The sequence below is a fragment of the Mycolicibacterium chitae genome (assembly GCF_900637205.1).
In the GTDB taxonomy this organism is placed as follows: domain Bacteria; phylum Actinomycetota; class Actinomycetes; order Mycobacteriales; family Mycobacteriaceae; genus Mycobacterium; species Mycobacterium chitae.
In genome coordinates, this window is record NZ_LR134355.1 from 3,537,406 (window position 1) to 3,552,098 (window position 14,693).

The 14,693-nt window shown below is 67.8% G+C and carries 12 protein-coding genes; 7 read left to right on the plus strand and 5 right to left on the minus strand.

The window, feature by feature from the left end:
• The first annotated feature begins 138 nt into the window (after nucleotides 1–138).
• Both EL338_RS16900 and EL338_RS16905 read left to right on the plus strand, forming a co-directional pair.
• On the plus strand, nucleotides 139–1,113 hold the full coding sequence (locus EL338_RS16900) for a PDR/VanB family oxidoreductase (RefSeq protein WP_197721896.1): 975 nt from the start codon (nucleotides 139–141) through the stop codon (nucleotides 1,111–1,113).
• Entirely contained in the window at nucleotides 1,110–2,405 is a 1,296-nt protein-coding gene (locus EL338_RS16905) for a phytoene desaturase family protein (RefSeq protein ID WP_126334798.1), read from the plus strand. Before EL338_RS16900 ends, EL338_RS16905 begins: the two co-directional genes overlap by 4 nt.
• Before the next feature lie 41 nt (nucleotides 2,406–2,446).
• Here the strand turns inward: EL338_RS16905 and EL338_RS16910 are convergent, their stop codons facing one another.
• Both EL338_RS16910 and EL338_RS16915 read right to left on the minus strand, forming a co-directional pair.
• Nucleotides 2,447–3,664 carry an acyl-CoA dehydrogenase family protein gene (locus EL338_RS16910; protein ID WP_163792204.1) on the minus strand — a complete coding sequence of 406 codons (1,218 nt, stop codon included), beginning with the start codon at nucleotides 3,662–3,664 and terminating at the stop codon, nucleotides 2,447–2,449.
• Between the two features lie 446 nt (nucleotides 3,665–4,110).
• Nucleotides 4,111–4,749 (minus strand): TetR/AcrR family transcriptional regulator, encoded by a 639-nt coding sequence (locus EL338_RS16915; RefSeq protein ID WP_163792206.1) that lies wholly within the window; start codon nucleotides 4,747–4,749, stop codon nucleotides 4,111–4,113.
• 323 nt (nucleotides 4,750–5,072) lie between these two features.
• On the opposite strand from EL338_RS16915, the gene EL338_RS16920 reads away from it, so the two are divergent.
• From EL338_RS16920 to EL338_RS16940, 5 genes are read left to right on the plus strand one after another with little or no spacing between them, the layout of a single operon-like run.
• Nucleotides 5,073–5,588, plus strand: coding sequence for a VOC family protein (locus EL338_RS16920; protein ID WP_235666185.1), 516 nt, complete (start codon nucleotides 5,073–5,075; stop codon nucleotides 5,586–5,588).
• A gap of 18 nt (nucleotides 5,589–5,606) precedes the next feature.
• On the plus strand, nucleotides 5,607–6,461 hold the full coding sequence (locus EL338_RS16925; RefSeq protein ID WP_126334802.1) for a fumarylacetoacetate hydrolase family protein: 855 nt from the start codon (nucleotides 5,607–5,609) through the stop codon (nucleotides 6,459–6,461).
• On the plus strand, nucleotides 6,458–8,410 hold the full coding sequence (locus EL338_RS16930) for an acetoacetate--CoA ligase (RefSeq protein ID WP_126334803.1): 1,953 nt from the start codon (nucleotides 6,458–6,460) through the stop codon (nucleotides 8,408–8,410). The genes EL338_RS16925 and EL338_RS16930 overlap by 4 nt, the downstream gene beginning before the upstream one ends.
• A gap of 29 nt (nucleotides 8,411–8,439) precedes the next feature.
• Nucleotides 8,440–10,203 (plus strand): FAD-dependent monooxygenase, encoded by a 1,764-nt coding sequence (locus EL338_RS16935; protein ID WP_126334804.1) that lies wholly within the window; start codon nucleotides 8,440–8,442, stop codon nucleotides 10,201–10,203.
• Between the two features lie 41 nt (nucleotides 10,204–10,244).
• Entirely contained in the window at nucleotides 10,245–10,793 is a 549-nt protein-coding gene (locus EL338_RS16940) for a YybH family protein (RefSeq protein ID WP_163792208.1), read from the plus strand.
• A 135-nt stretch (nucleotides 10,794–10,928) separates the two neighbouring features.
• Here EL338_RS16940 and EL338_RS16945 read toward each other — a convergent pair whose 3' ends face one another.
• From EL338_RS16945 to EL338_RS16955, 3 genes are read right to left on the minus strand one after another with little or no spacing between them, the layout of a single operon-like run.
• Nucleotides 10,929–12,563: a PEP-utilizing enzyme gene (locus EL338_RS16945; RefSeq protein ID WP_235666186.1), complete on the minus strand. Its 1,635-nt coding sequence runs from the start codon at nucleotides 12,561–12,563 to the stop codon at nucleotides 10,929–10,931.
• The gene (locus tag EL338_RS16950) at nucleotides 12,563–14,068 is read right to left on the minus strand and encodes a pyruvate, phosphate dikinase (protein ID WP_126334806.1); all 1,506 of its coding nucleotides are present in this window, start codon (nucleotides 14,066–14,068) and stop codon (nucleotides 12,563–12,565) included. Before EL338_RS16950 ends, EL338_RS16945 begins: the two co-directional genes overlap by 1 nt.
• A complete protein-coding gene (locus EL338_RS16955) occupies nucleotides 14,065–14,682 on the minus strand; it encodes a hypothetical protein (protein ID WP_126334807.1) in 618 nt (205 codons plus the stop codon). Before EL338_RS16955 ends, EL338_RS16950 begins: the two co-directional genes overlap by 4 nt.
• Between the last annotated feature and the right edge of the window lie 11 nt (nucleotides 14,683–14,693).

Here is a 14,693-nt window from a genome sequence, read left to right on the forward strand (position 1 = left end):
CTTGACACCAAGTCAATGAACCGGTAATAAGTGATCCAGACGACACGCTTGCGGCGTCGAAACAACGTAGAACCGTGGCCCGATCCGAGCGCATCGGGCCACGGGCACCGGATTGCGGGGACCCACATGACGACCCACATGACACTGCCCCTCCAGGAGGAGAGCATCAGCACCACCGACACCATCGACCTTGCCGTTCGAGAGGTCCGGCCAGTGGCGGAGGACTGCATCGTGATGGTTCTGGAGACGGCCGACGGCGCCGAGCTGCCCGAGTGGTCGCCCGGTGCCCACATCGACCTGATCCTGGGCGACGACCTCGTTCGGCAGTATTCACTGTGCGGCGACCCCGCCGACCGCTCCCGCTGGCGCATCGGGATCCTGCGCGAGCCGGAGAGCCGCGGCGGCTCCGAGTTCCTCCACGACTCGGTGCGCGCAGGCGCCACGCTGACCGCACGGGGCCCGCGAAATCACTTCCCGCTGCAGCCCAGCGACCACTATCTGTTCGTCGCCGGCGGCATCGGAATCACCCCGATACTGACCATGATCCACGCCGCGGAACGCCAGGGCGCGTCGTGGCGGCTGCTCTACGGCGGACGGCGCCGCGCGTCGATGGCCTTCCTCGACGAACTCGACGGGTTCGGCGACAAGATCCAAGTGTGCCCCCAGGATGAATGTGGCCTCCTGGACCTGACGTCCTATCTGAGTACGGCCCCGGCCGGCACCGCCGTATATTGCTGTGGGCCAGAGCCGTTGATCGCCGCCACCGAGGAGATCTGCGCGACCAAGGCGTTGCCCCTGCACGTCGAGCGGTTCGCTCCGAAACAGGACGCCGACGTCGGCGCGAACGAGGAATTCGAGGTCGTCTGCGCGGAATCCGATATCACCGTCACGGTGCCGGCCGATTCGACGATCCTGGCCGAGGTCCGCAAGGTGGGTATCGAGGTCCTCAGTTCGTGCTCCGAGGGCACCTGCGGGACCTGCGAGGCCGACGTCCTCGAGGGTGAGCCGGATCATCGCGACTCGGTGTTGACCCCGCAGGAACGCGCGAGCAACGAGTCGATGATGATCTGCGTCTCCCGCTGCGTCGGCAAGCGCTTGGTCCTGGATCTTTGACCGACGAGGCATACGACGTCGTCGTTGTCGGGGCCGGTGCGGGCGGCGTTGCGGCCGCGGCACTGCTGGTGAAGCAGGGGTACCGGACCCTGTTGGTCGAACGCGCGGCACAGGTCGGCGGCCGCGCCTCCACGGTCGACATCGACGGGTTCGGGATCAACACCGGCGCACAGATATTCGAGCTCGGCGGCGCCAACAAGGAACTGTTCGACGAACTCGGCGTCCCCCTGCGGGCCCGCCGTCAGGCCAAGCCGTTGGTGCTTCGCATGGGCCGCCGCGACATCGCGATGATGAGTGGCCCGTCGGGCCTCCTCATCAACAAGGTCGCGATCCCCGTCATCGGCGCGCTGGCGCGCAGGTTCGGCTGGTTCCGCCCAGCGGAGCACCAGCGCCTCGATGACTGGCTGGCGCAGTTGAACGCATCACCGGCCGCCCGCAAGCTCGTTCGCAACCTCACCAGCGCCATGTTCGCCGCCGAACCGGCCGATGTGTGCGCCCGCGTCTTCTTCGACTACCTCACGAAGAAGGGCGGCATGAATCCCTACGGGGCCCACCCGGACGGCTCCATCGGCCCCTGGTCGGACCTCGCCGAGTACTTCGAGCGCGCGGGTGGCGTACTGCGCCTGGACAGCACCGTGGTGCGCGCGGAGGTCGGGCCCAGCGGGCTCATCGAATCCGTGGTCGTCGCGGACAGTTCCGGGTCGACGACGACGGTGCGGACCCGATGCGTGGTGAGCAATATCGGGCCGGTCGCGACCGGCCAACTCGTGCCGGCTGCGCAGTGGCCCGAGGGCTACCTGGAGAGCCTTGCGCAGCAGAACTATCCGGGCACGCTCATCACGATCAACTTCGCGACCGAGCGGCCCATCCCGAATCTGGCCACGCTGATCTTCTTCGGCCACACGCGGCGACTGGCCTACGCGTCCTACGTCAGCGGCCCCTCGCCGCGTCTGGCCCCGGCCGGCAGGCATCTGTACTGCGTGACCAGCACGCCGCACCCGGCCAGTTCCGGTTTCGACACCGACGCCGAAGTGCGGCTGCTCGAGCAGGAGGCGGCCGCGGAGTTCCCCGAATTCGCCACGGCCCAGATCATCTCGGTCGCCGTGTGCACCGGGGACTGGCCCGGCCAACGGGCGATTCCGGGCCGGGACTGGCCCAACGCCACCCCCATCGCGAACCTGTGGAATGTCGGGGACGGGGCTCGGCCTCCCCTGGCCGCCGGCCTCAGCGGCTGCGTCGAATCCGCCCGGCTGGTGGTGGCCGCGGTCAACGAAAAGGTTCGGCTGAACTGAGATCGGGCGGGCCGCGGTCCCCCGCGGCCCGCCCGTACCCATCAGAGCATGTCTGGTTCGACGATCCCCGGCTCGATGCCCAGCAGGTGCCGGCCGGCCTGCTCGTAGCTGATCTGCGAGTTGAAGATCACGTGCCGGGAGCCGGTCGCGAAGTCACGCCAATACCGTTGCGCCGGAGCGGTGGTCGAGAAGCCTGACGATCCGCCCAGATCCATCAGGAGTTCGATGGCGTCGTGCAGCAGACGGATCACCAGTGCCCCGGCGCCGCGGGCCTCGGTGCGCTCGTCGATGGACTGTACGCGGCCCTCGCAGGCGGCCTGGTCGATCCGGGCACACGAGTCGTCCACCAACCTCTTGGCGGCCTGGATCATCGTGGTGGCCTCACCGATGGCCGCGTGATAGGCCGACGAGTCGCGCTTCTGTGCATAGGCGCTGTAGAGGATGGGACTGCCGCTCTTGGCCACGGCCACGTCGAGCAGACCCTCGGCGCATCCGACCAGGACGCCGAGCGCCTTCGCGCGCAGAATCGGGTAGTTGACCCAGTAATCGCTGGCGACGCGCACCGATTCGTCGATCGTGGCCGGCGGCGCCACCGCGATGTCGGAGAACGCGGCGATCATGTTCGCCGGTACCCGCACGTCGTTGGCGACGACGGTGTCCGAACCCGTCCCCTTCATCCCCGCGACACGCCAGGTGTAGTCCAGTTCCACATCCGCCATCGGCATGACGGCCAGCACCGGCAGTTGCTCCGGGGACAGCGCCGGGACCATCGTCCACGCGGCGTGGTGGGAACCCGTGGCGTAGCTCCATTTCCCGGTCAGCTTGAAGGAATCGCCGTCGGGGACCAGGTGTCCGATCCCGTTCTGCGGCGAGCAGATCAGCGGTACTCCGTCGGCGAACATCTGGTCCTGGATGCCGGCCGGCAGCTTGGAGGCGAACCACAGGCAGGAGTTGTAGATCGTGTAGACCCACGCCGTCGACGGGCAGCCCTTGGCCAACTCGGCCGCGACGTTGGCCATCGACCGGCACGACTGCGCCAGGCCGGCCACGCGGGCCGGACCGGCCATGGCGAACACACCGATCTCGGTGAGCTTGTCGACAACCTCTTGGCTCAGCTCGCTGTTCTGCTCGTGTTCGTCGGCCTTGCTCTCGAGCAGCGGGCGTACCGCCTTGGCGCGGGAGACGAGTTCGTCCGCCAGCTCGTCGTTGAACCCGGCCAGCGAGCGTGCCGCCGGTTTGACGTCCTGATCGATCGACATGGATGTACTACCTTTCTGGATGAAACGTCGGATTCGCCTAGTGCGCAACCGAATACAACAACGGCCGCGCGGGCGGCCCGGACCGGTCCTGAGCGAACGCATTTCCGTAGGCACGTCGGCGAACCGGTCTTTCGTCCCCGGCGACCAGGCCTGCGACAAGTGCGCTCCGGAACGCGGCACTGTCACCGACGCGCGCTTCCATCCCGCCTCCCGAATGCCCTGACCCCACGGCGTTCGACCACCTAGACCGGTGGTCCACGTCACAGCATATCTTGCATTGACTAAATGTCAATGACTCAAAGTCGATGACACGGACATGCGCCATCGCGAGAGGTCGTGGGACGGTCAATCAGGCTCGACGTTCGCGCAATGAAGCACGGAAGACGTTGCGATACAGGAAGACAGCTACCAACCGCGCGGATCAGCGCGCGTCGGGCAAGGGCCGCTTACGTGTCGGCACGCAGTTGTTCGATCGCCTTTTCCACCGACGGCTGCAAGGTCGGATCGAGCCGGGCAGCGCCACGCAGCGCCTCGATGGTCTGCTCGAACAGCACGTCGCCGAGCGCCTTGACGTCGAAGGGCTGTCCGTTCTGATGCCAGAACGCCGCGACGGCATCCACGGTCGCGGTCGCGGCACTGAGCATCATGCGCAGCGCCGGCTTTTCCGGGTCGAGACCCAGCGCGGTGCAACCCCGCGCGATCTCTTGCCAGCGTTGATCTTCGAAGAAGGCCCACGCCTCGGGGTCGGCCCCCCGGCCGCCGAGCACCAGGCGCGTGGCCAGACCGCGGTGGCGCGCCAGGTAGGCGAACTGGTTGTAGTACCGCTGCCGCATCTGGGCACCGGGCGGCAGGTCGGGGTCGTTCTGATGGGCGGCGTCGAACTCGCGCGCCGCCTCCTCCATGGCCGCCAGATACAGCCCGCGCTTGTTCTTGAAGTAGTGGAACAGCAAACCGTGCGCCACCCCGGCCGAGGTCGCGATGTCACTCACGGCGACGGCGTCGTAGTGCTGCGCCGAGAATGCCTCCACCGCAACGTCAAGGATCCGGCGGCGAGTTTCCTCCGCCTGAGCCTTCCGGGCAGACATATCCGCCTTCGTACTCACAAGCGCCCCTCTGCAATCGACCCCACTAGTACCCATTCGGCATATCAGCGCAGGCTAACGCATCAAACCACAAACTTTCGACTTTGAGTCATTGACTATAAATCAACAACGTCCTAGTGTGAGGCTGAACACGTCAACGGGTCAGCTCGAGCAGATGCCGCGGCAACCACCGCGCATCCCGCTGCCCACGTGGCCGTGTCCAACTCCCGATGTGTGCCTACGGCCAGCTCACCCCCTTGGAGAACACGATGACAGTTCGACCTCGTCTAGCGCATTTCGTGCTGCAGACCGCTCAGCTCCCAGCGATGCGTGATTGGTACCTGAAAGTCCTTGGCGCCCACGCCGTTTACGAGAACGAAGCGATGTCCTTCCTGACCTTCGACGAGGAACATCACCGGGTCGCCCTCCTCGGCCTGCCGCCGGGCGTGCTCGCCGACCGCACACCGCTGACGACGGGTATGGCCCACTCGGCGTTCACCTTCCCCACCCTGGGCGATCTGCTCGACAAGTACCTGGAGTTGAAGGCCGAGGACATCCATCCGCGGGTGCCCGTGCAACACGGGTTGACCACCTCGATCTACTACCGGGATCCGGACGGCAACATGGTCGAACTCCAGATCGACAACTTTGCGACGCCCGACGAGGCCACGGAGTACATGAAGGGCCCCGAGTACGCCGCGGACCCGATCGGCCCCAGCTTCGATGTCGACGAGTTGATCAAGGCCTATCGCGGCGGCACCCCGGAAGCCGAACTCATCACGCGCACCTGGGCCAAGACCACCCCGCAGGTAAACCCCTTCGAACTTCTCACCACCGCCTAGAAGGAGCTGAGCACATCCATGCGCCTGATCAACCTCGCCGGCCGGGCCGCCCTGGACCAGGGCGGAACCGCCGTCGACATCGAAGAAGCCAGCGCCGGGCGGTTCTCGGCCGCGTTCCAGGACCTGCTGGAGCGCTGGGACGAATTCCGGGACTGGGCAGCCACACTCGGTGACGCCGACGGCCGGCCGTTCGAAGAGGCCGAACTGGCAGCGCCCGTCGGCACACCTCGCCAGATCTTCGCGATCGGCCTCAACTACCGCGGCCACGCCGAGGAAACCGGGATCGACATTCCCGACACCCCGATGGTGTTCACCAAGTTCGCTTCCTCGATCACCGGGCCCTACGACGACGTCGTCATGCCCCCGGGTTCGGTGGACTGGGAGGCGGAACTGGTCGCGGTGATCGGCCGCCGAGCCGAAGGCGTCGCAGTGGAACGGGCGTGGGAGCATGTCGCGGGCCTGACGGTCGGCCAGGATCTGTCCGAGCGCGACCTGCAGGTCAAACCGCCTGCCCCGCAGCAGTTCAGCCTGGCCAAGTCGCATCCCGGGTTCGCGCCACTGGGCCCGGCCCTGGTGACGCCGGACGAGTTCGCCAACCCCGATGACCTCGAGATCAGCTGCGCGATCGACGATCAGCAGGTCCAGCAGGCCCGCACCGGCGACCTGATCTTCACGGTGCCGTTCCTGGTGTCCTACCTCTCCGGCATCCTGCCGCTGCTGCCCGGGGACCTGATCTTCACCGGGACCCCGTCGGGCATCGGATTCGCCCTGAACCCCCCGCGGTACCTGCGCGACGGTGAACGGCTGTCGACCTACGTCGAGGGCATCGGCACCATGCGCAACCGGATGACGGCCGCCAAGGCGCGCGGATGAGCGTGCTCTGGGAGCCCTCGCAGCAGCTGCTGCAGGACAGCCGGATGGGGCGCTACGCCCGGGAACTGGTCGAGCGCGGCACTGTGACGACGCCCGACTATCACGAGCTATGGCGCTGGTCGACAACCGAATTGGCCGAGTTTTGGCGCTCGGTCTGGGACTACTTCGGCATCCTCGCCGACGGCGACACCGGCCGTGCCCTGCTCGATGACACGATGCCGGGCGCGCAGTGGTTTCCCGACGTCCGCCTCAACTACGCGGAGAACATGCTGCGCGGCGACGAGGACCAGACCGTCCTCACCGCGATCTCCCAGTCGCGCGAGGTGATCACGCTGACCCGGGGTGAGCTCCGCGACCGGGTGGCCCGCGCGGCCGCGGGGTTGCGACGGCTGGGCGTCGAACCGGGCGACCGCGTCGCCGCCTATCTGCCCAACATTCCCGAAGCCCTGGTGGCGATGCTGGCGACGACCAGCATCGGGGCCGTCTGGGCGGTGTGCGCGCCCGAGCTGGGTGTCGACAGCGTCTTGGACCGACTGCAGCAGTTGTCCCCCAAGATCTTCATCGCCGTCGACGGATATCAGTACGGCGCCAAGTCGATCGACCGTACCGAGCACGTCTCCGCGATCCGGGCTGCGCTGCCCAGCGTGGTGCACACCGTCTCGGTCCCCTACCTCGGTGCGGGACCTGACGGCACGACTACCTGGACCGAGCTACTGGCCGAACCGGCCGCGCCGGACTATCTGCGGGTGCCCTTCGACCAGCCCCTGTGGGTACTGTTCTCCTCCGGCACCACCGGTCTGCCCAAGGCCATCGTGCACTCCCACGGCGGCATCACCCTCGAGTTGCAGAAGGCCCTGGGGCTGCATTCGGATCTCGGCGCCGACGACACCTACTTCGTCTACTGCACCACCACCTGGGTGATGTGGAACATCCAGGTCTCCGCGCTGCTGCTGGGTGCCAGGATCGTGCTGTTCGACGGCGATCCGGCCCACCCGGGGCCGGATGAGCTGTGGCGGACGGTCGCCGACCACGGGGTGACCGTATTCGGCGCCGGCGCAGCGTTTCTCATGGGCTGCCGCAAGGCCGGTATGCGGCCCGGGGAGAGTTTCGATCTCAGCAGGCTGCGGGCCATGACCTCCACCGGCTCACCGTTGCCGGCCGAGGGGTTCCACTGGGTCTACGACGCTATCGGCCCCGACATCTATCTGCAGTCCACCAGCGGCGGCACCGACGTGTGCACCTCGTTCGTCGGGGGCACACCGCTGCTGCCGGTGCGGGCCGGAGAGATCACCGCTCCGGCGCTCGGCGTGCTGGCCCGGGCGTTGGACCCGGCCGGCAATCCGGTCGTCGACGAACTCGGTGAACTCGTCATCTCCGCGCCGATGCCCTCGATGCCGGTGTGCTTCTGGAACGACCCGGACGGGGCCAAGTATCGGCGGGCCTACTTCGAGCACTACCCCGGCCAGTGGCGCCACGGCGACTGGGTCACGTTCAACAGCCGCGGCGCCTGCGTGATCAGCGGTCGCTCCGACGGCACGCTGAACCGCGGCGGGGTCCGCCTGGGTACCAGTGAGTTCTACTCCGCGCTCGACGACGTTCCGGAAGTCCAGGACAGTCTGGTGGTCCACCTCGACGACCCGTCCGGCGGATCGGGTTCGCTGCTGCTGTTCGTGCAACTCTCCGACGGGGTCACCCTCGATGACGATCTGCGCCGCGGCATCAACAGTCAGCTGCGGCAGCGGCTTTCGCCCCGGCATACGCCCGACGAGATCCACGCGATCCCGGCGGTCCCCTACAACCTCACCGGCAAGAAGCTCGAGGTACCGGTCAAGCGCCTCCTCACGGGTGCGCCCCGCGCCACCGTCGTCTCCGACGGCGCGGTCCGCAATCCCGAGGCGCTGGACGTCTTCGAGCAACTGGCGGACGGCCTCGCGGCGGCGCCCTCATGATCCACGATCTTCGAAAGAGGTAACCAACCATGTCCGATACCAAGGTCCCCGTACTGATCGTCGGCGGCGGCGCCTCCGGTCTGATGACCTCGATCATGCTGTCGTGTTACGGAATCGACCACATCCTCGTCGAACGGCACGAGGGCACGTCGATCCTGCCGAAGGCCCACTACCTGAATCAACGGGCGATGGAGTTGTTCCGTCAGTTCGAGGTCGCCGACGACATCTACGCCGTGGGCACGCCGACGGAGAAGATGGCCTCGGTGGTCTGGCAGACCACCCTCGCCGGGGACGGACCGCTGCAGCGCAAGACCTTCTACAAGATGGACTGTTTCGGCGGTGGCGCGCTCACCGAGCAGTACCTGCGCGACAGTGCGAGCCGGTCGACCAACTATCCGCAGCTGCGCCTGGAACCCATCATGCGTCAGCACGCCGAGAAGCGTGCGGCGGGACGGATTCTGTTCCATCACGAGTTGACCGAGATGAGCCAGAGCGACGACGCGGTCACCGCGACGATCCGCAACCGCTCGTCGGGCGAAACCTTCACCGTCACCGCCGATTACCTCGTCGGCGCCGACGGCGGCAAGACCGTCGGCCAGATGATCGGCGCCACGATGGTCGGCGCCCACGACCTGCTCGACATCGTCACCGCGCACCTGAAGGCGGATCTGTCCCAGTGGTGGGAAGACGATGTGCTGATCGCGCATTTCATCAATCCGGAGGCCGGGTCGTACCCGTCCGGCGGCAACATGGTGCAGATGGGCCCGACCTGGGGCAAGCACTCCGAGGAGTGGGCCTTCCATTTCGCGTTCCTGCCCACCGACGACTCCGACCTCGACGAGCAGGCGATCTCGGCCAAGATCCGGGAACTGCTGGGGGTCGGCGATATTCCGATGGAGATCCTGCGCATCAGCCACTGGTCGGTGCAGGGTTCGGTCGCCGACAAGTACTCGCAGGGCCGGGTATTCCTGGTCGGTGACGCGGTGCACCGCCACCCGCCGACCACGGGGTTGGGCATGAACACCTGTGTGCAGGACGCGCAGAACCTGGCCTGGAAGCTGGCCGCCGTGCTCAAGGGCGTTGCCGGCCCGGCGCTGCTGGACACCTACGCCGCCGAGCGGCAACCGGAGGGGTTGCGGATCGTCGACTGGGCGCTGCACACCATGCAGAACCATTTCGTGGTCGACTCGGGGATCGGACTGCTGCCGGTCCCGGTGCCCCCGGAGATGCACCGCGGGGTGTTCGAGATCTTCTTCTCCGACACCCCGATGGGCGCCGCCCGCCGGGCCCGCTTCGAAGAGGTGGTCAAGACCCAACGGGTCGAGTTCCAGGCCCACGACCTGGAACTCGGCATCGCCTACGCCGCGGGCGCGCTGGTGCCGGACGGCTCGGCGCCGCCGCCGGTCGATCCGATGGGATCGGTCTATCACCCGACGTCGCGGCCGGGCCACCGGTTGCCACACGCCTGGCTCGAGCACGCCGGCAACCGGGTCTCCACCCACGACCTCACCGGCAACGACGGCCGGTTCGTCCTGATCACCGGGGCGCGGGGGCAGGCGTGGGCCGACGCCGCGGCCGCGGCCGCCGAGCGCTTCGGGGTGACCATCTCGGTCGCGTCGATCGGCGGCGACTACCGCGACGTCGACGGCCAGTGGGCCGAGGTCGGCGAGATTGCCGACGACGGTGCGATTCTCGTGCGTCCCGACAACTTTGTCGCCTGGCGCAGTACAACTTCGGCCGCCAATCCGGCCGATGAGCTTGCCGGCGCCGTAGGCGCTGTCTTGTCCCGCTGAAGGCCAGCGGAAATCCCAACCCGCTCGACGAGGAGGAAATGGTGACCCATCCGAATCTGAAACCAGATTTCGAGGAGCCGATCGCACTGTTCGGCAGCGATCCGCAGGACGTGGCGGACATCGCCAAGATGGAGAAGGACGCCGAGCGCGTCTACAACAACGAGTGGTTGAAGGTCTACGACGCCCCGCTGAAGTACTACGCGGACCACGAGGACGTCAGCTTCATCGACATCCTCTCCCCCGGTGAGTATTTCGGTGACGATGTGCGGAAGTGGTTCATGTACATCAGCCCGCAGTTCGTGGGCGACTTCGGTCTGATCAACATGCGGATCTACGCCAAGAACGGCGTCGGCTTCGTGTACATGAACCAGACCTACCAGGGCAAGCTCGAGGACGGTTCGGAGTTCGTCTGGAAGATGCGCCAGACCGATACCGTCGAGAAGATCGACGGTGAGTGGAAGATCCTGCACACCCACCTGTCGTTCGCGGCGGTGCCCGAGGCCAAGCATCCCGACCGCTGGCAGGTCGACCGCGAGTACCCGAAGCGTCCGCCGGCCTGGGAAGTCAGCGCCAAGCTGGCCGGGGGCTGACGGCCCTCGGGTGCGGGTGAGCGGATCAGCGAGGCAGCGCGCTCACCCGCACCGGCCGGGCTCGGCCGAGTGCACAGCGACGAAAAGGGCTCCGACATTGCGTCGGAGCCCTTTTGGTGTGTCGGATGAGCAGACTCAACTCGTGGTGAGCGAGCGGTCGCCGTCGATCACCTCGACGGTGCCGCGGTCCCCGTCGATCCGGACGATCTGGCCGTCCAGGATCCGGCGACTGCCGTCCTCGGTGCCGCAGACACAGGGGATGCCGAGTTCGCGGGCGACGATCGGGCCGTGGCTCAACAGTCCGCCGTGGTCGGTGATGACACCGCCGGCGACGAGGAACAGCGGCACCCAGGCCGGGTCGGTGGTCTCGCAGACCAGGATGTCGCCCTCGTCGAGTTCCACCCCGTCGGGGTCCTTGACCACCCGCGCGCGGCCCTCGGTGACGCCGCCGCTGGCGGCCACCCCGGTCAGCACCTCCCCGACGGCCAACGCGGTGCGCTCCTCCTCGGCGACCTTGACCACCTCGGGCGAGCCCGTCCACGACTTCGGCAACCGGATCTGTTGCCGCTCACGGTATTGCGCGGCGCGCCGGGCAACGATGTCGCGCTGATCGATGTCGATGCCGCTTTCCAGCGCATCGCAGCGCAGGTGAAAGACGTCCTCGGCATCGTCGAGAATGCCCCGCTCGACCAGCAGCGAACCCATCCGGCGCGCAGCGGCCCGGGCCACGTCGAACGTCAGCAGATAGCCGGCCTTGCCCTGTTCGCGCAGGGCCAGGTAGCGCGCCGTGAGCTTCACGAGGGCCGCCACGACCGGTCGTTTGAACCGGGGCGTGCCGGCCAGGAGGTCCTGCAGGGCGCGGGCGCGGGTGGCCTCCTGGGCGGCGCTGCGGGCGCGGGGCGCGCGCGGGCTGTCGGCCGCGATGCTGCGATAGTCCTCGATGCGCGCCAGGATCGGCGCCGGGTCCTGCCGCCACGTGACGCCGGAGAGCTGTCCCTCGTTGGGGCCGTGATAGCCGTGGCGGTCGGTGAACTCGCGCAGGCTGATCTGCTCGTGCGCCAGGGCCCACAGGTCGTGGGCCACCGCGTTCTCGACCGAACCCACGCCGCTAAGCAGCGCGGCCTCGAGTCCGGTTTGCTCGGCGGCCTCGGCCACGTCGGCGACCTTCTCGGCCAACGACGAACTGATCATCGCCACACCCATGTGGATGCTCATGATGTCCTCGCAGCGCGCCTGGGCGTCGGCGATCGTTGCCGCGCAGGCTCGCTCGTCCATGCCCTCGATCCGCGGCAGCATCTCGAGGCGCCACCGTCGCAGTTCGGCAAACAACGCATCGTGGCGCTCGGGCGTGCGCAGCAACCACAGCGGAGCCTTGCCGAGGATGAACGGGTATCGACGGAAACTGTTCTCGTTCACCGTCTCCGGCCGCACGAAGCCGAACAGTTGCTGTTCGACGGCACTGGCGGTGGTTCCCGGCATCCGGTTCGCGATGTCGCGGAACTTGTCGATGTTGCCCGCGGCCCACCCGTCGAACACGGCCCAGAAGCACTCCTCTGCGTTCTCGGGCACCGCGATCTCCGCGGCGGAGTAGACGCCGAGGTCGTGGAACATTCGCCGGAAGGCCATCTCCATGGCCGTGAACACGAATCCGAGACCGAAGGTGGTGAAGACCCCGGGGAACGCCTCGGCGACGTTGCCGGTGGTCCAGGTCTGGTCCGGTCGCGACCCGGTCGTGGTCAACGTCTCGAGCATCTCGTCAACACTTGTCATCACAGACCGCCCTGCTGTTGGTGCCGCTCTTTGAGTTTCACGACGTCGGCCGGGGCGTCGCTGTCTCCCAGCGCATCTCGCAGCCATCCTGCGAAGAGGACCAGGTCCGGGTCGTCGGCCGCCACCGGCGTCCGGACCGGAAGCTCGCCGAGGTGAACGGTGCCGGCGTCGGCGTCGACCGTGGCGATCTTGCCGGCCAATGCGGTCACGGTGTCGACACCGCAGCCGACGACACACGGGACCGCCATCTCGCGGCACACCACCGCGGCGTGCGAGGTGGCCCCGCCGAGTTCGGTCACCACCGCGACGGCCGCGGACATGCCCGCGACGTCGTCCGGGTCGGTCGTCGGACGCGCGAGGATCACCGCCTCTCCCTCGTCCGCGCGACGCTCGGCCTCCTCGGCGTCGGTGACCACGACCCCCGTCGCGATGCCGGGGCAGGCCGACTTGCCCGCGGCCACCGGCGGCGAGGCCGATACCACCGACGGATCCAGGCTCGGGCGCAGCAGGGCCCGCAGTTGCTCGGCGCTCACCCGGTCGAGCGCCTCGGCCACGTTGAGGACGCCGTCGCGCTGCAGGTCGATCGCGCAGCGCAGCGCGGCGCGCGGGGTCCGCTTCGCCGCCCGGGTCTGCAGTAGCCACAACGTGCCGGACTGCACGGTGAACTCGATGTCCTGGACGTCGCGCGCATCCTGTTCGAGGATCCTTGCCGCCGCCAGCAATTCGGCGTGCACCGAGGGCAGTTGCGCGGCCAGCGCGTCGAGCTGCAGCGCGTCCGCTCGGCCGGACACGATCTCCTCGCCCTGCCCGCGCGGCAACCACTCGCCGTACGGAGCCGGGTTGCCGCTCAGGGGATCCCGCGAGAACAGCACGCCGGTACCGGAGGAGTCGTCGAGATTGCCGAAGACCATCGCCTGCACCGTGACGGCCGTGCCGGCGTCGTCGTCCAGGCCGCGGGCCCGCCGGTAGGCGATGGCTCGCGTGGAATGCCACGAGTCCAGCACCGCCCGGATGGCCAGGTCCAGCTGTGCCCACGGGTCCTCGGGCGGCGTTGTCTGCACCACGTTCTCGAACTGCTCGCGGAATCGGCGGCGGGTGTCGTCGGCGTAGGCCGGATCGGCAGTCTCGCTGGCCAGCGCGTCCTGGATCGCCGCCGTCATGCCGAGATTGAGCACTGTGTCCATCATTCCGGGCATCGACACCGCCGCCCCGGACCGCACCGATACCAGCAGCGGCCGTTCGGTACCTCCGAAGCGCCGTCCGGTGGCGTCCTCGAGGTGCGCCATGGCGGCGCGAACCTCGTCGGTGACGCCGACGGGAAGCGCGCGGCCGCCGGCGTGGTAGGCGCGGCACACCTCGGTGGTCACCACGAACGCCGGCGGTACGGGGATCCCCAGGGTCAGCATGCGCTGGATACCCCAGGCCTTGCCGCCGGCGAGGTCGCGGGTGAGGCTGCCGTCGCGGCGTACCGGTTGCACGCTGAGGGTGTTGGTCGGGACCATCATTCGGCCCGTCCGGCGGCGGCCTCTTCGAGCCGGGTCAGGCCCGCCAGCCCGATGAGGTCTTCGTGGAGTTCGAACCACACGGTGTGGTAGCTGTCGGCCAACGGTTTTGCGAACCACGAGTGGTCCCCGGCCTGCACCCGCCCCAGCGCCTCGGCGAACCTCGTCGGGTAGTGGCCGAGTCGCGGCACCGTGTCGACCAGGCGGGCGAGCAGGCTCCGGAACCGGGCGTCGAGTGCCGCCAGGTCGTCGATCACGGCCTGGTCGTAGTCCGGGTCGTCGTGCAGGTTGGGGGTGTCGGCGGTCTTGAGTTGCCAGCGGGTCATCAAGGACTTCAGTTCGCTGTTGAAGTCGCCGAACTCCGCGTACAGGCCCTCGACGGCACGCGCATCGACGGTGTTCCGTTCCGCGGTGAGCAACTCGGTGAGACGCTCACGTCCCGCGGTGGTGAGCTTGAGGCGGCCGCGGGCCTCCTCCGCCAGGCCCGAGGTCAGGAAGTCCTGTGTGATTGTCGCGCAACTACTTTCGTCGGCGCCGGCCGAGGCCGGCAGATCGCCGGGAAGCACCCGGCCCTTCAGCCGAATTGTCCGAAGGACGCGAAGACGGTCGGTGTCCATGCTGATTTCCT